The organism is Neobacillus soli NBRC 102451 (genome assembly GCF_001591665.1).
GTDB classification, from domain to species: Bacteria; Bacillota; Bacilli; order Bacillales; family Cytobacillaceae; genus Neobacillus; species Neobacillus soli.
Window position 1 is genome coordinate 1 of sequence record NZ_BCVI01000079.1, and the last position, 19914, is coordinate 19914.

A 19914-nucleotide genomic window follows, 5' to 3' on the forward strand; every position below is an offset into this window, starting at 1 on the left:
TGTTAACCGCAAGTTCAGTAGCAACGGTACTCGGAGTTAATGCTGTAACGCGGATATTATTTCTTCGTACTTCTTGTGCTAATGATTCCGTTAAGCCGATTACTCCGAATTTAGATGCACTATAGGCACTGGATGTGGCTGCGCCGCTTAAACCATTTGTAGACGAAATATTGATAATATCACCGCGATTTTTTTCAATTAGTTGAGGAAGAACCGCACGTGTTACATAATAGAGGCCCATTAAGTTAACATCAATGATTCTCTTCCATTCTTTTGGATCCATTTCTAAAAGTGTTGCAAATTTTCCAATTCCTGCATTATTGATCAGTATATCAGCGGTGCCCAACTCGCCAGTGATTTTTTTAACCGCTTCTTCTACATCTTCCTGAGAGGAAATATCAACGGCTGCATAAGTTGCTTTTACTCCTAAACCTTCCACTTCACTTACGACTTCCCTTAATGCAGTCTCAGTTCTTGCGAGTAAACCAATGTTTACACCTTCATTTGCTAATGCAATTGCAACCGCCTTGCCAATACCTCTTCCAGCACCTGTTACAAACGCTACTTTTCCTTTTAATGATTGTGTCATGACCAACAGCTCCTTCTATTTCTCATTATATTATTGTGGGAAAATTAATCTAACAGTATGCTCACAAAGATAAAAAGAGGAAGACTGCACTGGGGGTCAGACACCAATATAAATTTCACCCTTTTAAAAGGGCTTCACGGCTATCCCATTTTCCTTTCTTTCATCCCGGGTAAATTAAGTCTAGGACTACCTTGTCTTGAAGTTTATCAAAGTCTTCTTTAAGCAGTCCATAAATTTCCAAATCAACAATCCCTTTTCCTGACCATAGGGTTGCTTGTCTTAATGTCCCTTCTTTCATAAACCCATTTTTTATTAATACCTTCTTTGAATTCATATTTAAGGGCATGACCTCTGCCTGAATCCGATTGACATTCACCTCTTTAAAGAAAAACTCTACCAATAATTGAACAGATTGGGTTGCTATACCCTTGCCCCAATAGGATTCTGCTAAAAAGTAGCCAATTGTGACCATATTTACTTTTTGATTAAAATCCAGTGCTTCGATGATGCCCACTAATTTTTCATTTTCGTTAGTAAATATTCCCCACTTAACCCTTGTTTTTTTATGATAATCCCTTTCAAAGTGTCCAATCATTTTTTTCAAAGTATCCTTATTGTGCTTAGGGATGATCCCGCAAAATTCAAACACCCGATCATTACTATAAATTTCAAATACATCTTCAAGATGATTCTCTTCAACCTTTTTCAGAGTTATATAATCTGACTTCAAAATAGGGAGGCCATTAAAAACAGTTTCCAAGTTCATTTATTCTTTCACCACTTTCATCTTTTCTCGTCTAATTTAATAGTTGGGATACTATTTGTTTTTATTAACTATTCGTCCAAGGCCATTGGTATTTTCCTTATATCCCCACCCTGGGTATGCCATGGTCTAAATTTCACACCTAATTAATTCATATAATAAACTCATATTATCAGTATTTTCCAGTAGTTCTTTGGAAATGATAATTGGTTAATTTTATCAATTGAAATTACCTCACAAAGGTTATAAATCTATTTCCAACATCACCATATCCAATGCCCTAATCCCACTCTCATAGATAGGAGTTGGGTATTTTTTAAAGAAATCCTTTTTAATTTCGGTCATCCTGAAACCTAATTTTTGATAAAAGGCTAGGTTATCTATACTTGAATTGGCTGTGCCGACAATCATTTTATGGAACCCCTTCAATTTATATAAATGAAAAGCCTCTTTCACTACTTGTTTTCCTAAGCCCTTTCCACGGTAACCTTCGGATATAGCAATATTTTTAAGCTCAACAATCCCATTCGGATGAAAAATAAATAAGGCCACCCCAATGATTTGGCCTTCGCAGTGAACGGCGAACATCTCACCATCATTTATGTACTCGCTCACGATTTCTTCGCTTTCATCTGCCAAAAGGAGATAGTCTTTAAACGTATTTCTTTTCTCTATTTCAATTTCCTTCCATTGAACCTTATGCATGAACATCCCTCCATCATTGTAAAACTAGCAATAGACATTGATTTGCGAAAGATATTTTTATAGAAAATAAGGCTTCATACACATTTATGTATAAAAAGCCTCCCAATTTAAATGAGTATTTAGCTAGTACTTTTTACTCCATTCCTTATCCTCTAATATGACGCACCAATCCTCTCCTCTTTAACAATTTTACCATAAAGACCCAAATAACATTTAAAACTTAAAAGAGGGAGAGTTAAAAAACTTTTTTGGAAAGACGGTTCCCTCATTAATACCATTTTCCTAAAAAATTGGCTTCTCGGGCACAATCAGGCTACACACCGGCGTTTGTGCAAGAATGCTTGCGAGTACTATGATAACAGTTAGGCAGGAGGAGTATCCTTCTGCCTCTTAATACGCTACCTTTAGTTAAATAGAAAAGATAATTGTTAATCAATATCAACTTTCGGCAAAACCATTTTATCTTAGAAATCTGTTGTTTTTATCTTACTTCATTTTATCCAACGTCACTTCGAAAATCATGCATAAAATAAGGGTAAACGGTAATGAAATGATTAATGCTAATATGGGCTTTGTATAATGCAATCTAATGACCATAAACATGACTGTCACAAATGATAATGACCATCCAAGATTCCATCCGTGATGATAAGTAATTGCTCCCAATTTTACAGATATAAACTCCAAAGCGATGAATAACAATATGAAAATTAAAACATAAATACCTTTATTATAAATGCCCGAATTGTAAGGATATTTAGATAAAAAGACCCATGTTGATAAGGGCATTCCAACTAGAATTAATAGCAACATGGGTATTATTGTGAATCCTAATCCATTTGGTTCCATTTGCCACAATTGAAATTTGTAACAGAGGATTTCATATAACGCATTCCCAAGTGCCGAAAATAACATAGAAGGATAATATTTTCTCCAGTCACGGTCTCCATATTTTATGGCAGCTATAGTCCATGATATAGAAAGAACAATTGCGATCATACCCATCACCTGCCCCACGCATATTTTTCTAAATAAAGTAAATATTAGCCCTTAGATTCTATTTCTTGAAATATGGCTTTGTTATTCATTGTTGACTCATAGCTTATGAGGCATCTATTCTGGAAGTTTTTTCATTATAAACTTATTTTAATGGTGGGGAGTTATTAAACTTGGCTCTCAGCGAGCAGGACCGCAGTTCAAATTAATTGAGCTGGAAATAGGGAGTGGCCGATGCAAATTTTCTACCAAATGCGACTTGTTTTCACCAGTAACATTAAAAAATGTCCTTTTTCAGTCGAGGAGTTTAGCAAAGAAAGTGCCTGGCCCAGTGTGTTAAAGCATTATTGCACCGGGGGGACAGGCACCAATATTTGGTCAGAAATCCCCTTTTTTAGTATTAAAAAATTGAAAAAAACGGGAGAACAAGTAAGGCAAGGGAAAGAAAAAAAACAGCCACCGCCCCAAATTTTTGTTTTTCCTTCCATAAGGTAATACCAAAACCTATTGTATAAGCTGTTATAGCAAGCAGCACAACGATGGTGACTATCTTCAACCTATTTCCCCACCTTCTTTGCCTTTTTTCCATAATCCACAATTTCTATATCCGCTTTTACGTAAATATCCGCTTTTAGATACGATTTGGCCCAATTGAATTTTTCAAATTCCTGAATCGTTCCGAAATATTTCCGGGCATAAAAGGACAATGGGTATGGTGCACCTTTTAATTCTTTCTGAGCTTTTTTTAACACCTCTTCATTTTCTTTTTTTAAATGGCGGGCTATTTCCTTTTTTAAGATTTCTCGGTTTTTTTTCTTAGAAAAATCGACCATTGATGGATTTGACATGATATCAAAATTTAATGGGAGGGTGATAAATATCTTTGGCCTAGGACCCTTTAGATTCATTTTGACTTTATTTTTTTCTCTTTTCAAGACTCTTACTGCAAATGATTTCCGTATGCCGGGAAAAGGATTAGGTATATTCACTAAAAAGTCACTGATATTCGTTGTATCATCAAGAGTATTGATGATGCTTGTTTCTTGACCAGTAAGCTTCCCAATCATCACACCATTCCAAAATACTGCTGATCCGATAAATTGGGTATCATCCAACTCTCCTGATGCATTCACTTGTCCAGCATAATATTCATCTTCCCCTTTAAATTTAGGATGCTTTTCCATTACGGCTGTTGTATTCATCGCTAAAAAGAGGTCTGTTCCTCTTTCCGTAGTCCTAAAAAGGCGAAAAAGAGTAGAATCGGGAATAAGTCCATTTTCAATCCCATGATCGATCATGTATTGAAAGTACTTATGTGGCCTTGTCTCCATTTTCGGATTATTTTTCAGAAAATATTCGCTTGCCTTTTCTTTCGATACGGCTAAATAAGCATTCATCCGAATTTCTTTATCGTAGGAAACGTCAGAAATGATATTCCAAAATTTAGGATCCCTAGCAAATTCCTCAGAAACCACAATAATCTTTAATAGATCATAACTGATAAGTCGAGAGATAATCGCATTAGCCGTTACTTTCGCCACAATGAGATCATTGGCATCAAATGAGATAATCTCCCGAGGCTTTTCGGTTGAACCGCCACCGCCTTGCATGCTCCCAACTTCAGGATTGGCAAGTAACATCGTGACTTTGATTTTCCCCTTATGTTTGGAGTGATCAAGTCCGAGCCCGATCACATATGATCTATCTTCTAATTCTTCACGATCCCAACAGCCTGTTAAGGAAAAGACAATCACGAAAAGCAACAAAATTCTAGATATTATTTTTGTTTTTTGCATGTTTAAATTCTCCTTTTAACAATGCGGTCAGCCATACTATAATGGAAACGGCAGTGAATAAAAGACCAGCTGTGGTTGCTATAAAAGGTTTCAGTTCAATCCCAACCTGAAGTGGTGTTTCCGGTATACTCCCAATCAATAAATAAATCGTTGCAAGTGATGGAATTAGGAATTCAAAGTCTTTAATGTGAAAAGTTTCCCCGAACATCAGGGCGTTAATGTACAAAAAGACTGTAAAGCGAATAAACGATGCCATAACCCATAAAATGAAAAAGACGATTTCAATATTAGGAATATAACTTCCAAGTGAAATATAGCGAATCGCTGTATGAAATGGGTAGCCCATTTCACCTAAGGAATGGTCAAGCAAGCATATGAAAAAGAGAGTAGCTGCGCTAATTTGGATACTGACGTAAATATAGGCGATCCAGGTGCCCTTTCGAAAATCCTTACTTGACGTAAAGAAGGGAACGAGCATCGTAAGCATAAAAAATTCAACAAAAAGGGATAATCTTTGAGCGCTAGACTTCAATATTTCCAGTCTTCCAGTACCCCAAAAAGGAAAAACGGCTTGGATATTACTATCTTGAGTACTTAATCCAAACACCACAAACAGGGAGAGAATTATAGAAAATATAAGCAAATAGGCAACAGACCCGATATGCTTAATCCCTTTCTTCGCACCATATGCACAAACGGTCATTAAAAGAGCATAAAGGAGCAGGACCGGGGTTGTTTTAAAATAATACACCCGAATGATATTTGTATATGTTCTTGAATCAAACGAAAGGCCAAATGAACTAATGATAAAAATAAGTAGGCAAACAAAGAATCCAATATATTTTCCAAACAATTTTTGAATCACAAAAAATAGGTTTTTCTCTTGATATAACGACATCGTCTTGATTAACAAAAAAAGCGGGATAAAAAAGATGCCAGCCGATAGGATCGGAATCATCCACGCAGCATTTTGCACCATATTATACAAAGCGGCCGGAGTATCTTCTGTTGCTTTCAACCCAACCATTAAAATAACCATGGACACATATTCACGTATTCCAAGTTTTCCAGGCTGCTGATTCATCAGATTGTTAATCCTTTCTTTGTTTGACCATATCCTTTGTTTTTAAATATCCTGGTCGAAAGCTCGCCTTCATCGGAACATGTCGGATAAGTAAGTCTTTTCCAGAGAAAAAATGTGGCGTCATCGGTGCAAAATATGGTGTGCCAAACGATTTTAACGAAACTAGATAAAACAAGCCGACAATACTTAATGCGGCTACCCCATAAATGCCAAGAAAGCCTGCTGCAAAGATAATTAAAAAGCGCGATATGCGAATGGCAAAATTCATGCTTGTATCACTAATGATAAAAGAGCTTAATCCGCTTAGGGCGATGACAATGATGACAATCGGACTGATGATATTCGCTTGAACAGCAGCCTGGCCCAAAATTAAGGCACCGACAATCCCGATTGTCGGCCCAATTGGGGAGGGTACACGGAGTCCGGCTTCACGAATCAATTCAAAGGCAATTTCCATCATTAAGATTTCAATAATAGATGGAAATGGAACTCGTTCCCTTGTTCCGGCCATGGCCATTAACAAATCAGGCGGGATCATCCCAACATGATAATTTGTAATCGCAATATAAAAGGAAGAGGCAAAAAGTGAGATAAATAAAGCAAGGAATCGCAAAAACCTGATGAAATTTCCATACGGTGTACGCAGGTAATGATCCTCCGGTGAATGGAACAAGGCCCAAAAGGTAGCTGGGAGGACAATACAGTTTGGTGAATTGGACATTAACAAAACGATATGACCTTCTTCAAGAAAAGAGGCCGCCCTGTCAGGACGTTCCGTGTTTAAAAGGGTAGGAAATAACGACCTTGGTCGTTCCTCCAGATACTGTTCCAATATACTTAAATCAAGAATACTATCCGTATCAATCGAAGCCAGCCGATTTTTTATCTTTTGAAGCAGTTCATCATTTACCAAGTCTTTTTCATAAACAATCAATACATCGTTTCTGGACCGTTTGGTAATCACATGGGCTTCAACAATCAGGTTTTCATTTTTAATTTTTTTACGGATTAACGCAATATTATCAGCCAGCTTTTCGTTAAAAGCCTCTTTTGCCCCTTTGACAATGACTTCATTATCGGATTTTTCAATGCCGCGACCTTCAATTTTCGTCGTTTCAAATACATAGCATTGATGATCTCCATCCACAAAGAGCGCGGTAATACCCCTAGTAATGTTTTCCGTAATTTCTCCAATATTAATGATTGTCTTTCCGACCGGGAAGGACACAATATCTTGAATCTTTCTTGAGGGCTGCTCATTTTCAATTAGCGGCTTCACTATGCTCCTCTGAACCTGATCGGTGTCTACCATGGTACCGATATAAATGATAAAGGCACGGAGATTGAGAGAACGAATGGTAAACTCACGGACTTTGACATCAATATTTTTCGGTATGGAAAAAATCGATTTAAAAGTCTCGATATTTTGTGCATAATGACGGCTAATATCTTGTTTTTTTAATTCAATGTCATTTGCATTGGATTGTTCGCTAAATTGTGGTTCTGAATTGAATGTTTTATTCAATGATTTTAAAATCTTTCTCCTCATCCCGAACCACCCCTAATTTTTATATAGTTTTCCATTATTAGGGGTATTTATGTATGTAAAAAGGTGCGAAAATGGTTCGCACCCTTTTAATCCTAAAGATGGTGCCTGACCCCCGCTGCGTTAATACTTTATTGCACTGGGGGACAGGTACCAATTTTCCTTAAATATCGTTGCATTAGATGGATTTTCTGAAAGAGAAGTAGAAACCATTTTCAATCTTCTTCAAAGAGTAAGAAATAATATAGAAAAAGACTTGGAATTCGTAAAAAAGGGAAACAAGAGAAATTATTGATTATATAAAGGAGCGACATATACAAATGACTATAAATATAAAAAAGTGTACCCTTGAAGATTTACGCAGACTTCAAGAAATTAGTTATGAAACATTTAATGACACATTTAAAAGTGGTGCCTGACCCCAGCGTATTAAAGCTTTAACGCATCGGGGGTCAGGCACTATTTTTACAATGCGATATTTTTCATTTTTTAATTGATTTTTAATGTTCCTTTCATAGCCCGTTTAGATTTCTTTTATATAGTTAAGGTACCCAATTTGGCCCAAGAGTACTTGGGATATGACAAAACATAAGGAGTCTAATATGAATTACAATATATTTAAATCCATTAATCATTTAGCTGGTCATCACCCCTTTTTAGATAGCTTGATGGCCGGTGTTACAAATAACGCATTGATTATCTATGCCATTGTCTTACTTCTCATTTGGTTTTTCGGAAAAAATCAGTATAAAAAAACAGTCGTTTACGCTGCGATTACTGGTGTTCTGGGACTATTAATGAACTTCGTCATCGGTCATATCTACTTTGAACCACGCCCGTTTGTAACACATACCGTTCATCTATTAGTTGACCATGCAGCGGACGCTTCGTTTCCAAGTGACCATACAACCGGCGCCTTTTCCTTAGCACTAGCAGTTCTTTTCGTTCATCGAAAAATCGGAGTAGGAATGCTTTTGTTTGCCTTCTTAACAGGTTTCTCCCGTATCTACGTGGGGCATCATTACCCATTTGATATTCTAGGAAGCATGGTCGTTTCGTTAGTCATTAGTATTATTGTTTACAAGCTAAGTCCGTTTCTTGAACCCATTGCCAATGCCATTATCCACCTATATAACCGGATACCGTTTGTTCCGAAAACGACTGAAAGTGAAACTACCACCGCATCTTTAAAATAGATAGTCATAATAAAAACACCGGCTTTTTCAAATGCCGATGTTTTTCATTCTTTGAGGGAGAAAAGAGAGCTGACCGGAAGTTCCCAGTCATGTCCTCTCACTTGGTCTAATTAATTAGTATGAAACTTCTAAAGGTTTTTTGCGGTCCTTTTATTTTTAATAAATGCAAATACAATAGGCAGTAGCGAAACCACTATGATTCCAATAATCACTATGCTAAAGTTATCTTTTATAATCGGAATATTACCAAAGAAATAGCCAGCAAATAAGGCTATACTAACCCAAAAAATTCCACCAATTGCATTGAACGATATAAATTTCGAGTATGACATCTTACCCACTCCAGCCACGAAAGGGGCAAAAGTCCGAATAATTGGAATGAACCTGGCCAGGATGATGGTAGCAGAACCATGCTTTTCAAAGAATTTACTGGTCTGATCCAAATACTCCTTTTTAATGAAAGGAATATTCTCCCGTGCAATAACCTTGTTCCGTAAGAAATACCCAATGGAGTAATTCACTGTATCCCCAGCTATGGCAGCAATGCAAAAGATTAGGTATATAGGCAGTAATTTGATGGAACCTGCTGCCGCTAAAGCCCCAGTCGCAAAAAGTAGTGAGTCCCCCGGTAAAAACGGCATAATGACAAGGCCCGTTTCGCAAAAAATGATGGCAAATAGGATGACATAAATAAATAGCCCATATTCATTCATGTAAAGACTCAAATGCTTATCGAGATGCAAAAAAATATCAATCAGATTGCTCACTTAATTATCTCCTAACATATAATTACATTTTACTAATTTTACCCTCTAGTCTTATAATGTAAACAATTTATTAATCAATATTAACTACAGATTTCAATTTTTTTATTTGCAGCTTATTATGAAGGATGTTTATCTGATTTTTGTTATCTTAATCATTATACCCTTTCCTTACTACTCACTTTAGTAGGTACACTCTAAGCATAAAGAATGACTATGAATCTCTTCCAAAGGTTAAAATAATACAGCATTAAAATTGGATGAAAATTCTTTCATAATCCACAATGAATCTTTATGTCACCTTATATAAGTAAATTTTCCAATAAGCGTCTTTTGATTGAAAAATCCTTAGTAAATCAAGATGATTTTCCTTTGCATTCTTAATCGGGACAGCAGACAGGATATAATCTCCCCCCATCTCAACATCTCAAATCTTACTTTCACCTTAAAGGGAATGCCTTTCCTTTAACAGCTCATCGATCCGAACGCATGTCAATTCTTTTGTTTCCACTTGTTTTAAAACATCCTTCAATGCATTAATCGTATTCCTTGGAGCATCTGACTCTGCTCCCGGCGTATCCCCGCAGTCATGCAGTAGGATGACATCGCCGCCTTTTATGTTTGCAAGAAGGCGCTGCTTGATCTTTTCACTCCCTCCTCTGGTCCTCCAATCATCCGCCATTACAGACCAGAGGATGATCTTGTAGTTACTTCTTTGGAAAAGATCAAATAGATTGAGCAATCCCCACGGGGGGCGATAATAGACGGGGCTCACCCCAGTGATATTTTCGATAATTCTAGCTGTATCCTCCAGCCCCTTACGAACCTTCCAAGGGGACATCAACCAGTTCGAATGGTGGACATAATTGTGAATCCCAATTAAATGGCCTTCTTGATGCATACGCTGGATCAACTCAGGATGCTTTTCCGCTTTGGAGCCGACTACAAAAAAGGTTGCTTTCACCTCATTTTTCTTCAATAAATCAAGAAGAATCGGGGTATAAATCGGATCTGGCCCGTCATCAAAGGTAAAGGCAATCTTTGAAGGATCTACTCCTCTTTTAAAAATATTTAGCCCTAATCCGCGTGATAAGAAATAAGGTATAACGGTATATAATAAAATGAAAAAGATTATGGCCGAAACAATGTAGACCATACTAAGTACTCACCTCAATTTCCTCTTGCTTTTGAATCATTATTCTATTATCCTATTTTTTGTGTTTGTCCACGATTTGCCGCCTTGACAATCACACGAAGGGCTTCTGAAGAAGATGTTTTGCTTTGATGTTTCTTGATCCTCTGTTTCATTAATTTTAATGGTGCTGAATCTTTTACAAGATTTTCAACCTGTTCAATCAAATCCTTCTCTGACTTCGCAACAAAAGCGTATCCCGAACTAAATAAATATTCCGCATTGTCTTCTTCTTGACCGGGCAGTGAATGATAGATTAATAATGGCAATTCCATCGCCAATGCCTCAGAGGTTGTGACACCCCCCGGCTTGCTGATCATTAGGTCTGATATAGCCATTAATTCATGAATGTTTTCGCAATAGCCCATTATTCTCACATCATGCTTAGAGTCTTTTAATTCACACTCTAATTGTTTTTTTAACTTCTTATTTCTTCCGCAAACAATGATAAGTTGGATCGGTGTGGTGATTAATTCCAATGCACGGAAGGTTGAAAGTCCTTTTCCAAAAAAGCCATCTCCCCCGCCCATGATGAGAATGGTGAAGATATTTGGTTTGATCCGATACTTCTCTATGAGAAGCTCCCTTGGGAGTGCCTCCATAAATATTTTCCGTACGGGTATTCCAGTGTATTTAATTTTATATTCCTTTACCCCCAAAGAAATTAAACGGTCACGCACCTGAGTGGAACCCACCACATATTGATCAGTATAGGGATAAATCCAATAGGAATGGTCCGTATAATCCGTTATGATGGTTACTGCCGGAATATCGATCAATCCCTGTTCTTTTAATTTCGATATAATTCCAGCAGCAAATGGGTAAGTACTAACCACTACTTTTGGCTTTATTTCTTGTATGATTTTAAGCATAGACTGCATTCCCAATAAAAAGAGTGAATTCAACTTGACGGAAAAGGAACTTCTTACACGAGTTTTCCTGTAGAAAAAGCTATACAATTGAGGAAACTTATTTATTCCTTTTTTGTATAGGTAATGACTAATCGGATAAAGGTAGGGATGAATCCACTCCATTACATCGATAGTGATAGGCTCCGCATCAGCAAGCATATAATCTACAGTTTCGCTTATGGCATTTGCAACTTGTTTATGTCCCTCACCAAATGTTGCTGAAAGTATAAGGTATTTATCCTTTTCACGACCATTCATGTCTTTTCCCTCCTCTAATGAATCTATGCTCTTGCTAAATCGTAATCGTAACCCTTTGGTTGGCTCACTTGGCTTAAAGGCCAATTTCTCGAATTTTGTTCCTCATGTACAGGAATACCAGTGATAATCATCCTTTTTTCCGATATATGATACTTTTTACTGAATTCTACTTATGGTTGAGTTGGACAAGTGTAGATAAGATTGATTCATCAACCGGGCATGTTAGCGTCCACAATATAAAAGTAACAAAATAGAATTAAAATTATGCTGTTAAATTAATTAAAGAATTTTCATCTTGACATAAAAACGCAAATAGCCAAAAGAAGGGGAATTAAATTGGCTCTTTTGTTTTTCCAATATTTTGATTCACTAGAATTGCATCATTTTAGTCGTACTGGAGGGTTGTAAATTAGCGGATATGTGCGAGGAATGAAAAAAAGAGCAGTACCCATAAAGGATCTGTCCTTTCTGGGTACTGCTCTTTCGTTCAAACTTTTTCTTTACTTTTTCTCCTTTTAAAAAGTTTTACTAAAACATAGTAAAGAAAAATCATTCATAATCAATCTAGTGGAAAAGCAATCATAACCTTCGTCCATTTCCCATATACACTGTCAATTTCTATAGTCCCTTGATACATATCTAATAATCTTTTTGCAATTGACAGTCCTAACCCATTACCACCATGTTTTCTACTTCTTGCCTTATCCACACGATAAAACCGATTGACCACAAAAGGTAATTCTTCTTTCGTGATACCCATTCCATAATCTTTTACCTCAATCGTCAATAGCTTGTCTGTATGTCTTACATTAATCTGTATTACTTTTTCATTTGCTGAATATTTAATGGCGTTGTCTAATAAAATGATCATAATTTGTTCAAGGTGACTCTTTAGAATATTTATAGTAAAATCCGTACTAATATCTATAGTGGAGAATATTTCAAAATCATTATTTAACGTATTGAAATTTTCAACAATATCCACCAATATCTCTTTTATTTTGACTTTTTCCATGGGGTTCATGGTTCTAGTGGATTCTTCTACTCTTGAGAGAGTCAGTAATTCCGAAACAAGGTGAATAAGTCGATTGGTTTCATTTAAACTTAGTTGAATAGAACGGTCTAATATTTCAGGATTGTCCTTTCCCCAACGATTAATAAGCGATAGATGCCCATGAATAATGGATAGTGGTGTTTTTAGTTCGTGGGAAGCGTCCTCAACGAATTGCTGCTGCTGGTAAAATGATTTTTCTAAGTTGTCCATTAATTCATTAAACATAACACCTAATTCTGTCATTTCATCACGCTGCTTCTTGACCTGAACCCTTTCGTTTAATCCAGTTTCTTTTATTCTCTTCATAGTTCTTATCATCGAATTGATGGGCTTCAATAGTTGAAAAGAAATAATTCTTCCGCCCAATAGGCTGAGGATAATAGCTACCAGACCTGTGATCATCACTAATGTAAGTATTTGATTAATGAGACTATCAAAATTCTCTAGATTTCGGACAATTTCTACTGTTCCTTTAAAACCATTTACTTTGATAGGCTTACGGTAGATCAGCAGGCGATCCCCTTGTGGAGAAAATTCCACAAGCTCTTCTTTTGTTACATATTTAGGAGCCACCCAGCTCTGGGGTACCTTATCCGATATCGTAAATAAGGGGGTATTGTTTTCATTCACAATTCGAATCAGCTGATATTTTTCGTTGAGAACGTCTAAATAATGTTCACTTTCGGAAATCTTCCCGGTAAAAATAGAGTCTTGAATATAAGCAGTTACTTCGTCCATTTTTTTTTGAATGGTACTCTTCTCCTGTTTAACTACCCAGTTCTGAATGACAAAATACTGCAAAATATTATAAGAAAAAAATAAAAATAGCATTAAAAAGGCTGCCCATAAAGTTAACTTCCATTTTATATTGATGTTGGTTGGAAACCGTCCTATTATCTTTCTCATTCCCTCATCACATACCCCATACCTCTCATTGTTTGGATATAACTTTCTTTATCCACAGAATCCAGTTTATTTCGAAGATGTCTCACATAGACATCCACGACATTCGTTTCAACCGCTGTATCATACCCCCAGATATTTTCGAGGAGAACCTCTCTTGTTAAGACTCGATTAATATTTTTCATAAACATAAATAATAAGTCGTATTCTTTCTTCGTTAATTCTATTATTTGCTGGTCCTTTTTTAATAACCTGGATTCGATATTTAACTCTAGGTCTTTAAATGATAAGAGTAAAGAAGGGGAGTCGTTCCTTTTTTCTTCTCTCCGCATAATGACTCGAATTCTTGCCAATAATTCTTCGATTGCAAATGGTTTTGGTATGTAATCATCGGCACCACTATCAAGCCCTAATACCCTATCCATGACGCTATCTCTTGCCGTAATCATAATAATGGGTATATCCTTAACTGCTTTTAACCTTCTGCAAACCTCCATACCATTTAATTTCGGCAGCATTAAATCCAACAGGATTACATCCCACTTTTGATCCAATGCACGTTCAAGTCCCTCTCTACCATCATAAGAAGCCGTGACATTGTATCCTTCATGTTTTAATTCAAGAACAATAAATTCTGATAAAGCCTCTTCATCTTCAATCACTAAAATATCCATTTTTTCCTCCAAATCACAAATCATCTATTTTAGAAGTCCTTAATGAGTTCAAAATGACATTACTATCTTAAACCAAAAAGAAAGGTTATGATACAAACAACTTTTAAATTAATTGACTTATACTACTATCCATTATGAAATGAATAAGTCCCACTTGCAATGCAAGCAGGACCCTTATTACTACTAGAAATTAACTATTTTTGTTCACTATCATTTTCTGAATCATTTTCATCATCTGCTTCTACTTTCAGCACTTTACCTGTTTTGGCATCTACTTTTACATCGTGTTTCTTACCTTGGTCATCTGTTATTTCTACACCATATGCAACAGTTCCATCTTCATCCTCAAGTTCAGTATCCGTTACATTGCCTTTGACCTCTTTTAAGGCAATGGTTGTACTTTCTTTTGCAGAGATTTTGGCTTCCTTCTTTAATTGCTGCTGTTCTTGCTTATCGGAAACTTCTCCGTCATTTTCTTTCTTTTTTTCTTTATCTCCCTTTTCATTTTCATCATCTGCTTCTACTTTTAACACTTTACCTGTTTTGGCATCAACTTTTACATCCTGCTTTTTCCCTTGATTATCAGTAACTTCTATACCATAAACCACTGCACCGTCTTCATCCTCAAGTTCAGTCTTTGTTGCTTTTCCAGCTACTTCTTTTAATGCGGCTGAAATAGCCTCTTCCTTTGTTATGGTTGCTTCCTTTTCCAATTTCTGCTGTTCTTGCTTATCGGAAACCTCAACTTTACTAGTACTATCAGAGCTTGCTGCGAATACGGAAGTGTTTAGAACAGAACCAGCCAACCCGCCTCCTATAACTGCTACTGCCAATGCGGGTACTAAAAATTTCTTCTTCATTTGTCTTCCTCCTCAAATTGCTTTTGTGGTACATCCTTATCTTAAGTCTGTACGATGAAGTGATTCTGAATTGAATTTAAAATTAAAGTAACCTTTCCATTAAAATATTTTCATTTTAATTGCTTTTCCTTCATTACTTTGTTGATGATCATGTCTAACTGTTGACTGATGAACAAAGCCTCATTACTTCCTAATCCATATATTGTCACGGTATCGTGTAGCTTTTGTTGCATTTCTAAAATTATCTCTTCCTTATCCATCTTTCTTATTACGTCTTTTTTTATACCCATATAGTTCCTTAAGCAATTCTCTTCCTTCTGTTTTTGGTAAAATTCATAACAACAAAAGCCAGAACAAGCAGCGGAGTCCCTATTGATACAATTTGTATAATCGTCGGATCTATTTTTGTATTCCCGATTATTTCAATTGGGATTCCATTACTCGAATAAATCTCTAAACTATGAGCACTGGTTGCAGTCACGTACAAATAATAATTGCTGGTATATACAAAACGAATGGGCAGTGAAATTTCCTTTGTTTCACCAGCTTTTAATTCTTTAATCTGTTCTGGCTTATCGGCACTATAATCTTCTAGATTAACTGTCCATTTTTTCCCCATATCAGCCATCGTTATATAGACAACTAAATCTTTTATTGATTGGTTTGTATGATTGATTACTTGTGCTTTAACCGTTGCCTCTTTACCCGGATAATCTTTCACTTGATCTGGAGAGATTACTTTAACCTCAATATTTGGTTGTTCCTTAGCAAAAGCATTTTGCCCAGTTGCAACGACTCCTAGAAGTAGTGCTATCATAATTGCTGCCTTTTTTAACAAATTACTCCCCCCCTAAAAAGTCCATTTTTTTGCTTGAATAGAATAAGCAAATGATGGAAATGACTAAGAAACACAATACAGGTAAACTATCCGTTATGATTGTAACCGCACTTAATTTATTCACTAACCAATCCTTCAAGGTCAGCATACTTGAGGAAACAGGACTCAATGAATCTACTAAATGAGCAAATCCTGATTTCTTCATCGTTGTTGAAAGAAACATCGGAATGGCAGTCACTAAAAACAAAACGATCGACAGAAGCGTTGCATTTTTACTGGATGAAATCCATGAAGAAAAGGCTAATGACAGCAATGAAAAACTGATAACAAGTGGCAATCCTATGAGATATAAATAGGCGAGAATCGTCAACAACATGTTGGTTCCATAGGTGAGAGCGTAAAAATACGGTATCGAAACAATGGAGATGATTAGCCAGAAAACGAGAATTCCAATTACCTTTGAGAGAATGATTTTCACCTTTGATAAAGGTGTCAATAAAAGGCTTTCTAAAGTCCCTTGTTCCCTCTCACCAGAAACCATTGTTGAACCTAAAATAATCGAAACTAAAATACTGATTCCAATTAATGCTTTCATAAAGGTCATATTTACCTCAACTTGAGCAAGCAAACTTAGTTCTTTTACTGAGATAAAACTATAGGTTAAACCACTGAATAAAATAGCAATGGCAAAAAAGATCCAAACACCCTTTCGGGAAAGGACATGTTCCCTTATCTCCTTTTTTATTAAACTAAACATTACAGTTCCCCCCCTACTTCATCACTTGTTAGACGAAAGAATATATCCTCTAATGTGGGATTCTCGTTCTTTAAGACCAAACGATAGCCCTTTATTAATTCATCTAAATACCCTTCTTCAAGAAGTTTCCCTTGTTTTACGATGGCGACACGATTACAGATTTCTGAGATTTCTTTTAATAAATGGGAAGTGATAAATACTGTAACATTGCGTTCTTTATTTAATCTCGTAATAATTGACTGTATATCTTTTTGTCCTTGAGGGTCTAGTCCTAATGTAGGTTCATCCAGAAATATAATAGAGGGCTCATGGACAATGGTTTTTGCAATACCAATTCTTTGCCTCATTCCGCGTGAATATTGTCCAATTAGAATGTTTGCCTTTTCGGCCATCCCTACCCACTCAAGAACCTCATCAACCCTTGACTTGACCCTTTTCTTTTCAACACCATAAAGTTCGGCAAATAATTTTAAATATTCTCTGCCAGTCATCCAATTATAGTAACCATGAGATTCAGGCAGTACCCCAATTAATTTACTAACGGAGGCATTCTCAACTTTTACTTCTTTCCCTTCAATGGTTACCTTCCCATTACTTGGTTCAATTAACCCATTTAACATTCGAATAGTGGTCGTTTTCCCTGCACCATTTGGACCTAAAAAACCGTATATATCCCCTTTATTCACTTGAATATTCAAAGAATCAACAGCCACAAAACCATTGTCATATTGTTTTGTTAAGTTTGTTGCCTTAATCATGATAACCCCTCCTTAATACCCATCTTTTTGTACATACTAAACATAAAGGATAACTATGAATTGCTTCCGAAGGTAAAAATAATAAACGATAAAATTTTGATGAAAATCTTTTCATAATCACATCAATAATGGAACTCCTTTTCTAAAAAAAGCGAAACATAGATAAAAGGCATCTATTTGAATAGGTGCCTTGTTTTTCTAAAAAGTTTATCCAATGATACAAAAAAGTGGTATGTTGTAGGTGTCAATGGCTTGAAATTTCCATCCCAACTTCTGATGGTTTTAGATAAAAACAATGTGAATCGCACTTTAATCCATCCATACTTCAATTCCACTATTAAACAACCAGCTGATAATAAGCCCTAATGAAATCATGGCGGTCCAAACAGTGTAAGTTTTAAATCGATTTAAAAAATGAAGGATCTCTAAAGCCATATTTTTTATTCGAAGAGCAACTTCTGTTAATTGATCTTTGTACTTCTTATAAATGTAAATGATGATTAACGCACTGGCGGCCACAACACCTCCAATAATAAGGTACTTTTTTATTAAAGTGTGAAATTGATCCCATTGAGGTCCTAATATTTTTCCAAGAGTAATGAAGACTGCTGTCCACAGGAATGCTCCGCTATAGGCAAACAATGCAAAGGTTCTAAAGGGGAGCCGAGTAATTCCCGAAAAATAGCCAGTAATATGCCTAACTCCTGGTATAAAATAAGCGATGACCAACAGCTTATTCCCATATTTACTATACCAGTGTGAAGTTTTTTCAATTCGTTCCCTTCCCATATGAAACTTACGTCCGTATTTTTCGAAAAAGGGTATACCTAACTTATTCCCAACCCAATACGAAATCGTCATTCCAGCACATGCACCAATACCAGCAACGAGTATACTTAACGTCCAGTTTAATTGCCCTTGAAAGACAAGAAATCCACTGTACACCATTAGCACCTCTCCAGGTAACGGCAAGGCAATCAACTCCAGCAATAGTGCAACAAATAATACAATATATCCGAACTGATTGATATAATCTGTAATATGGCCCATATTATTGCCTCCTAATTTTATCCTGTGAATCTATCTGAAATCTGAAGGGGACCTATAAATATTTCATTTAAGTTAAATGAGTTGTTCAGTAAAAATTCATTTACCATACCCATATTCAACATTTGAAAATTAGATATAGCAATCATTTTAATTTTGTTAATAAAAAAAGCGAATATCACTTTTATAGAGTACCAACTGTCTATGAAAATTAACGTGTTTTACAGATTAAAAAATATTAATGTTGCATTTTTTATCACAAAAAAGTTTTATCGTCTTTGATAAAACTTGGTAATGGTATCGCATTGATCTATCATTCTAAAACTTTGCAAAAGAGAGATTATATTTCCACTTTTTCTTTTTTAAGTTATCAAACATGTTGTAATATGAAGATGGAAATTTTTTAATAAATTTACAATAATAATTTCATTTTTATTTGTTACCCTAAAAAAGAAAATCACTATTCAAGAAACAGTGGAAACAGAGTGTTAAAACTGAAAAACAACATGGAAAGTAACCCCAAATTTATGAATTTCATTTGTTGGACAATAATGACCATCTGTATTTTACCTATATTGCTAGAGAAGTTAGTTCCAATACATTTTTTGGCAGTTATTGGTTTCTTAGTTTTCTTTCGATTTTTATTGCCTTATATAGGTTTGGTCCTAAATTGGGTATTAAAATGCTATGTGTATCTTCATTAATACATATCTTTTGGGAGGTATTTGAATTCTCACATACGAATGAATTAATATCTAAAGAAGAATTAGAAATGATTATCATTGTAAATGTGGTAAAAGTTTTCGTTCCTGTACTTTCAGCTTTCTATTTGAAAAAGATTAATCAACAAAAGAAAGAATTACAAATATTAAACGATAAGTTAAAAAAATTGCGCACATGGACCACCCTCCACCTGATATTATGTCAGATATATTAGTTATCGTACCACTATTCGTTTTATATGAATTTAGTGTTACATTGTCTAAAATCGTATATCGAAAAAAAATCAAAAAACAACAATTAGATAATAATATTATTCCTATGAAAAAAACGTCATAAAAAGACAGCAGGTATTTCATTAATAGCAACAATAAAACGGTGCCTGACCCCCCTCTACGTGTTAATGCTTTACTGCATTGGGGGTAAGGCACCAACTTTAGAATGGGTTCGTTGCTAGCATGCTTGCTGTTTTGACATAAATGCGTGGATGCAATTTTAATTGC

The 19914-nt window shown here is 35.7% G+C and carries 21 protein-coding genes and 2 pseudogenes; 3 read left to right on the top strand and 20 right to left on the bottom strand.

The window, feature by feature from the left end:
• The 8 genes from BSO02S_RS23835 to BSO02S_RS23865 all read right to left on the bottom strand — a co-directional run.
• Positions 1 to 589, bottom strand: a 589-nt coding sequence (locus BSO02S_RS23835) for a 3-ketoacyl-ACP reductase (protein ID WP_066073737.1), incomplete at its 3' end; no start/stop codon positions are given.
• Between the two features lie 160 nt (positions 590 to 749).
• Complete coding sequence (locus BSO02S_RS23840) at positions 750 to 1355, bottom strand: GNAT family N-acetyltransferase (RefSeq protein ID WP_066073740.1); 606 nt, start codon at positions 1353 to 1355, stop codon at positions 750 to 752.
• A gap of 240 nt (positions 1356 to 1595) precedes the next feature.
• Complete coding sequence (locus BSO02S_RS23845; RefSeq protein WP_096190905.1) at positions 1596 to 2057, bottom strand: GNAT family N-acetyltransferase; 462 nt, start codon at positions 2055 to 2057, stop codon at positions 1596 to 1598.
• Positions 2058 to 2543: 486 nt separating this feature from the next.
• Positions 2544 to 3062, bottom strand: a complete 519-nt coding sequence (locus BSO02S_RS23850) for a CBO0543 family protein (RefSeq protein WP_235846999.1) — start codon at positions 3060 to 3062, stop codon at positions 2544 to 2546.
• Between the two features lie 391 nt (positions 3063 to 3453).
• On the bottom strand, positions 3454 to 3609 hold the full coding sequence (locus BSO02S_RS27340) for a hypothetical protein (protein ID WP_157081500.1): 156 nt from the start codon (positions 3607 to 3609) through the stop codon (positions 3454 to 3456).
• Position 3610: 1 nt separating this feature from the next.
• Complete coding sequence (locus tag BSO02S_RS23855) at positions 3611 to 4849, bottom strand: Ger(x)C family spore germination protein (RefSeq protein WP_066073748.1); 1239 nt, start codon at positions 4847 to 4849, stop codon at positions 3611 to 3613.
• Positions 4824 to 5933 (bottom strand): GerAB/ArcD/ProY family transporter, encoded by a 1110-nt coding sequence (locus tag BSO02S_RS23860; RefSeq protein WP_066073749.1) that lies wholly within the window; start codon positions 5931 to 5933, stop codon positions 4824 to 4826. Before BSO02S_RS23860 ends, BSO02S_RS23855 begins: the two co-directional genes overlap by 26 nt.
• A gap of 7 nt (positions 5934 to 5940) precedes the next feature.
• Positions 5941 to 7482, bottom strand: coding sequence for a spore germination protein (locus tag BSO02S_RS23865; protein ID WP_066073752.1), 1542 nt, complete (start codon positions 7480 to 7482; stop codon positions 5941 to 5943).
• A 163-nt stretch (positions 7483 to 7645) separates the two neighbouring features.
• Here BSO02S_RS23865 and BSO02S_RS26670 point away from each other — a divergent pair.
• The 3 genes and pseudogenes from BSO02S_RS26670 to BSO02S_RS23870 form a co-directional block, all read left to right on the top strand.
• Positions 7646 to 7774: pseudogene (locus tag BSO02S_RS26670) on the top strand (MarR family transcriptional regulator); the annotation flags it as partial.
• A 25-nt stretch (positions 7775 to 7799) separates the two neighbouring features.
• Positions 7800 to 7886, top strand: a pseudogene (locus BSO02S_RS28160) (GNAT family N-acetyltransferase); the annotation flags it as partial.
• 195 nt (positions 7887 to 8081) lie between these two features.
• Positions 8082 to 8675, top strand: a complete 594-nt coding sequence (locus BSO02S_RS23870; protein ID WP_066073755.1) for an undecaprenyl-diphosphatase — start codon at positions 8082 to 8084, stop codon at positions 8673 to 8675.
• Between the two features lie 128 nt (positions 8676 to 8803).
• On the opposite strand, the gene BSO02S_RS23875 is transcribed toward BSO02S_RS23870, so the two are convergent.
• The 12 genes from BSO02S_RS23875 to BSO02S_RS23925 all read right to left on the bottom strand — a co-directional run bounded on the left by BSO02S_RS23875 (position 8804) and on the right by BSO02S_RS23925 (position 18694).
• A complete protein-coding gene (locus BSO02S_RS23875; RefSeq protein WP_066073758.1) occupies positions 8804 to 9442 on the bottom strand; it encodes a DedA family protein in 639 nt (212 codons plus the stop codon).
• 289 nt (positions 9443 to 9731) lie between these two features.
• Positions 9732 to 9857, bottom strand: a complete 126-nt coding sequence (locus tag BSO02S_RS28165; RefSeq protein WP_342352011.1) for a DUF6044 family protein — start codon at positions 9855 to 9857, stop codon at positions 9732 to 9734.
• A gap of 27 nt (positions 9858 to 9884) precedes the next feature.
• Positions 9885 to 10595, bottom strand: coding sequence for a polysaccharide deacetylase family protein (locus tag BSO02S_RS23880; RefSeq protein ID WP_066073761.1), 711 nt, complete (start codon positions 10593 to 10595; stop codon positions 9885 to 9887).
• 47 nt (positions 10596 to 10642) lie between these two features.
• Entirely contained in the window at positions 10643 to 11800 is a 1158-nt protein-coding gene (locus BSO02S_RS23885) for an MGDG synthase family glycosyltransferase (RefSeq protein WP_066073764.1), read from the bottom strand.
• A gap of 559 nt (positions 11801 to 12359) precedes the next feature.
• A complete protein-coding gene (locus tag BSO02S_RS23890) occupies positions 12360 to 13760 on the bottom strand; it encodes a HAMP domain-containing sensor histidine kinase (RefSeq protein WP_066073768.1) in 1401 nt (466 codons plus the stop codon).
• On the bottom strand, positions 13757 to 14431 hold the full coding sequence (locus tag BSO02S_RS23895) for a response regulator transcription factor (RefSeq protein WP_066073772.1): 675 nt from the start codon (positions 14429 to 14431) through the stop codon (positions 13757 to 13759). Before BSO02S_RS23895 ends, BSO02S_RS23890 begins: the two co-directional genes overlap by 4 nt.
• Before the next feature lie 194 nt (positions 14432 to 14625).
• Positions 14626 to 15291 (bottom strand): PepSY domain-containing protein, encoded by a 666-nt coding sequence (locus BSO02S_RS23900; RefSeq protein WP_066073778.1) that lies wholly within the window; start codon positions 15289 to 15291, stop codon positions 14626 to 14628.
• A 110-nt stretch (positions 15292 to 15401) separates the two neighbouring features.
• Entirely contained in the window at positions 15402 to 15524 is a 123-nt protein-coding gene (locus BSO02S_RS23905; protein ID WP_169802793.1) for an aspartyl-phosphate phosphatase Spo0E family protein, read from the bottom strand.
• Between the two features lie 65 nt (positions 15525 to 15589).
• The gene (locus BSO02S_RS23910) at positions 15590 to 16129 is read right to left on the bottom strand and encodes a COG1470 family protein (RefSeq protein WP_066073788.1); all 540 of its coding nucleotides are present in this window, start codon (positions 16127 to 16129) and stop codon (positions 15590 to 15592) included.
• 1 nt (position 16130) lies between these two features.
• Positions 16131 to 16886, bottom strand: coding sequence for an ABC transporter permease (locus BSO02S_RS23915; RefSeq protein WP_066073790.1), 756 nt, complete (start codon positions 16884 to 16886; stop codon positions 16131 to 16133).
• Positions 16886 to 17644, bottom strand: a complete 759-nt coding sequence (locus tag BSO02S_RS23920) for an ABC transporter ATP-binding protein (protein WP_066073793.1) — start codon at positions 17642 to 17644, stop codon at positions 16886 to 16888. The genes BSO02S_RS23915 and BSO02S_RS23920 overlap by 1 nt, the downstream gene beginning before the upstream one ends.
• A gap of 309 nt (positions 17645 to 17953) precedes the next feature.
• Positions 17954 to 18694: a DedA family protein gene (locus tag BSO02S_RS23925; protein WP_066073794.1), complete on the bottom strand. Its 741-nt coding sequence runs from the start codon at positions 18692 to 18694 to the stop codon at positions 17954 to 17956.
• Between the last annotated feature and the right edge of the window lie 1220 nt (positions 18695 to 19914).

Excerpts from the sequence above, each read along its gene's own strand:
- BSO02S_RS23895 (WP_066073772.1), bottom strand. The coding sequence starts at position 14,431 with ATGGATATTTTAGTGATTGAAGATGAAGAGGCTTTATCAGAATTTATT.
- BSO02S_RS28165 (WP_342352011.1), bottom strand. The coding sequence starts at position 9,857 with ATGGGGGGAGATTATATCCTGTCTGCTGTCCCGATTAAGAATGCAAAG.
- BSO02S_RS23865 (WP_066073752.1), bottom strand. The coding sequence starts at position 7,482 with ATGAGGAGAAAGATTTTAAAATCATTGAATAAAACATTCAATTCAGAA.
- BSO02S_RS23920 (WP_066073793.1), bottom strand. The coding sequence starts at position 17,644 with ATGATTAAGGCAACAAACTTAACAAAACAATATGACAATGGTTTTGTG.
- BSO02S_RS23860 (WP_066073749.1), bottom strand. The coding sequence starts at position 5,933 with ATGAATCAGCAGCCTGGAAAACTTGGAATACGTGAATATGTGTCCATG.
- BSO02S_RS23925 (WP_066073794.1), bottom strand. The coding sequence starts at position 18,694 with ATGGGCCATATTACAGATTATATCAATCAGTTCGGATATATTGTATTA.
- BSO02S_RS23880 (WP_066073761.1), bottom strand. The coding sequence starts at position 10,595 with ATGGTCTACATTGTTTCGGCCATAATCTTTTTCATTTTATTATATACC.
- BSO02S_RS23850 (WP_235846999.1), bottom strand. The coding sequence starts at position 3,062 with ATGGGTATGATCGCAATTGTTCTTTCTATATCATGGACTATAGCTGCC.
- BSO02S_RS23870 (WP_066073755.1), top strand. The coding sequence starts at position 8,082 with ATGAATTACAATATATTTAAATCCATTAATCATTTAGCTGGTCATCAC.
- BSO02S_RS23885 (WP_066073764.1), bottom strand. The coding sequence starts at position 11,800 with ATGAATGGTCGTGAAAAGGATAAATACCTTATACTTTCAGCAACATTT.
- BSO02S_RS23840 (WP_066073740.1), bottom strand. The coding sequence starts at position 1,355 with ATGAACTTGGAAACTGTTTTTAATGGCCTCCCTATTTTGAAGTCAGAT.
- BSO02S_RS23905 (WP_169802793.1), bottom strand. The coding sequence starts at position 15,524 with ATGCAACAAAAGCTACACGATACCGTGACAATATATGGATTAGGAAGT.
- BSO02S_RS23855 (WP_066073748.1), bottom strand. The coding sequence starts at position 4,849 with ATGCAAAAAACAAAAATAATATCTAGAATTTTGTTGCTTTTCGTGATT.
- BSO02S_RS23900 (WP_066073778.1), bottom strand. The coding sequence starts at position 15,291 with ATGAAGAAGAAATTTTTAGTACCCGCATTGGCAGTAGCAGTTATAGGA.
- BSO02S_RS23915 (WP_066073790.1), bottom strand. The coding sequence starts at position 16,886 with ATGTTTAGTTTAATAAAAAAGGAGATAAGGGAACATGTCCTTTCCCGA.
- BSO02S_RS23890 (WP_066073768.1), bottom strand. The coding sequence starts at position 13,760 with ATGAGAAAGATAATAGGACGGTTTCCAACCAACATCAATATAAAATGG.
- BSO02S_RS23845 (WP_096190905.1), bottom strand. The coding sequence starts at position 2,057 with ATGCATAAGGTTCAATGGAAGGAAATTGAAATAGAGAAAAGAAATACG.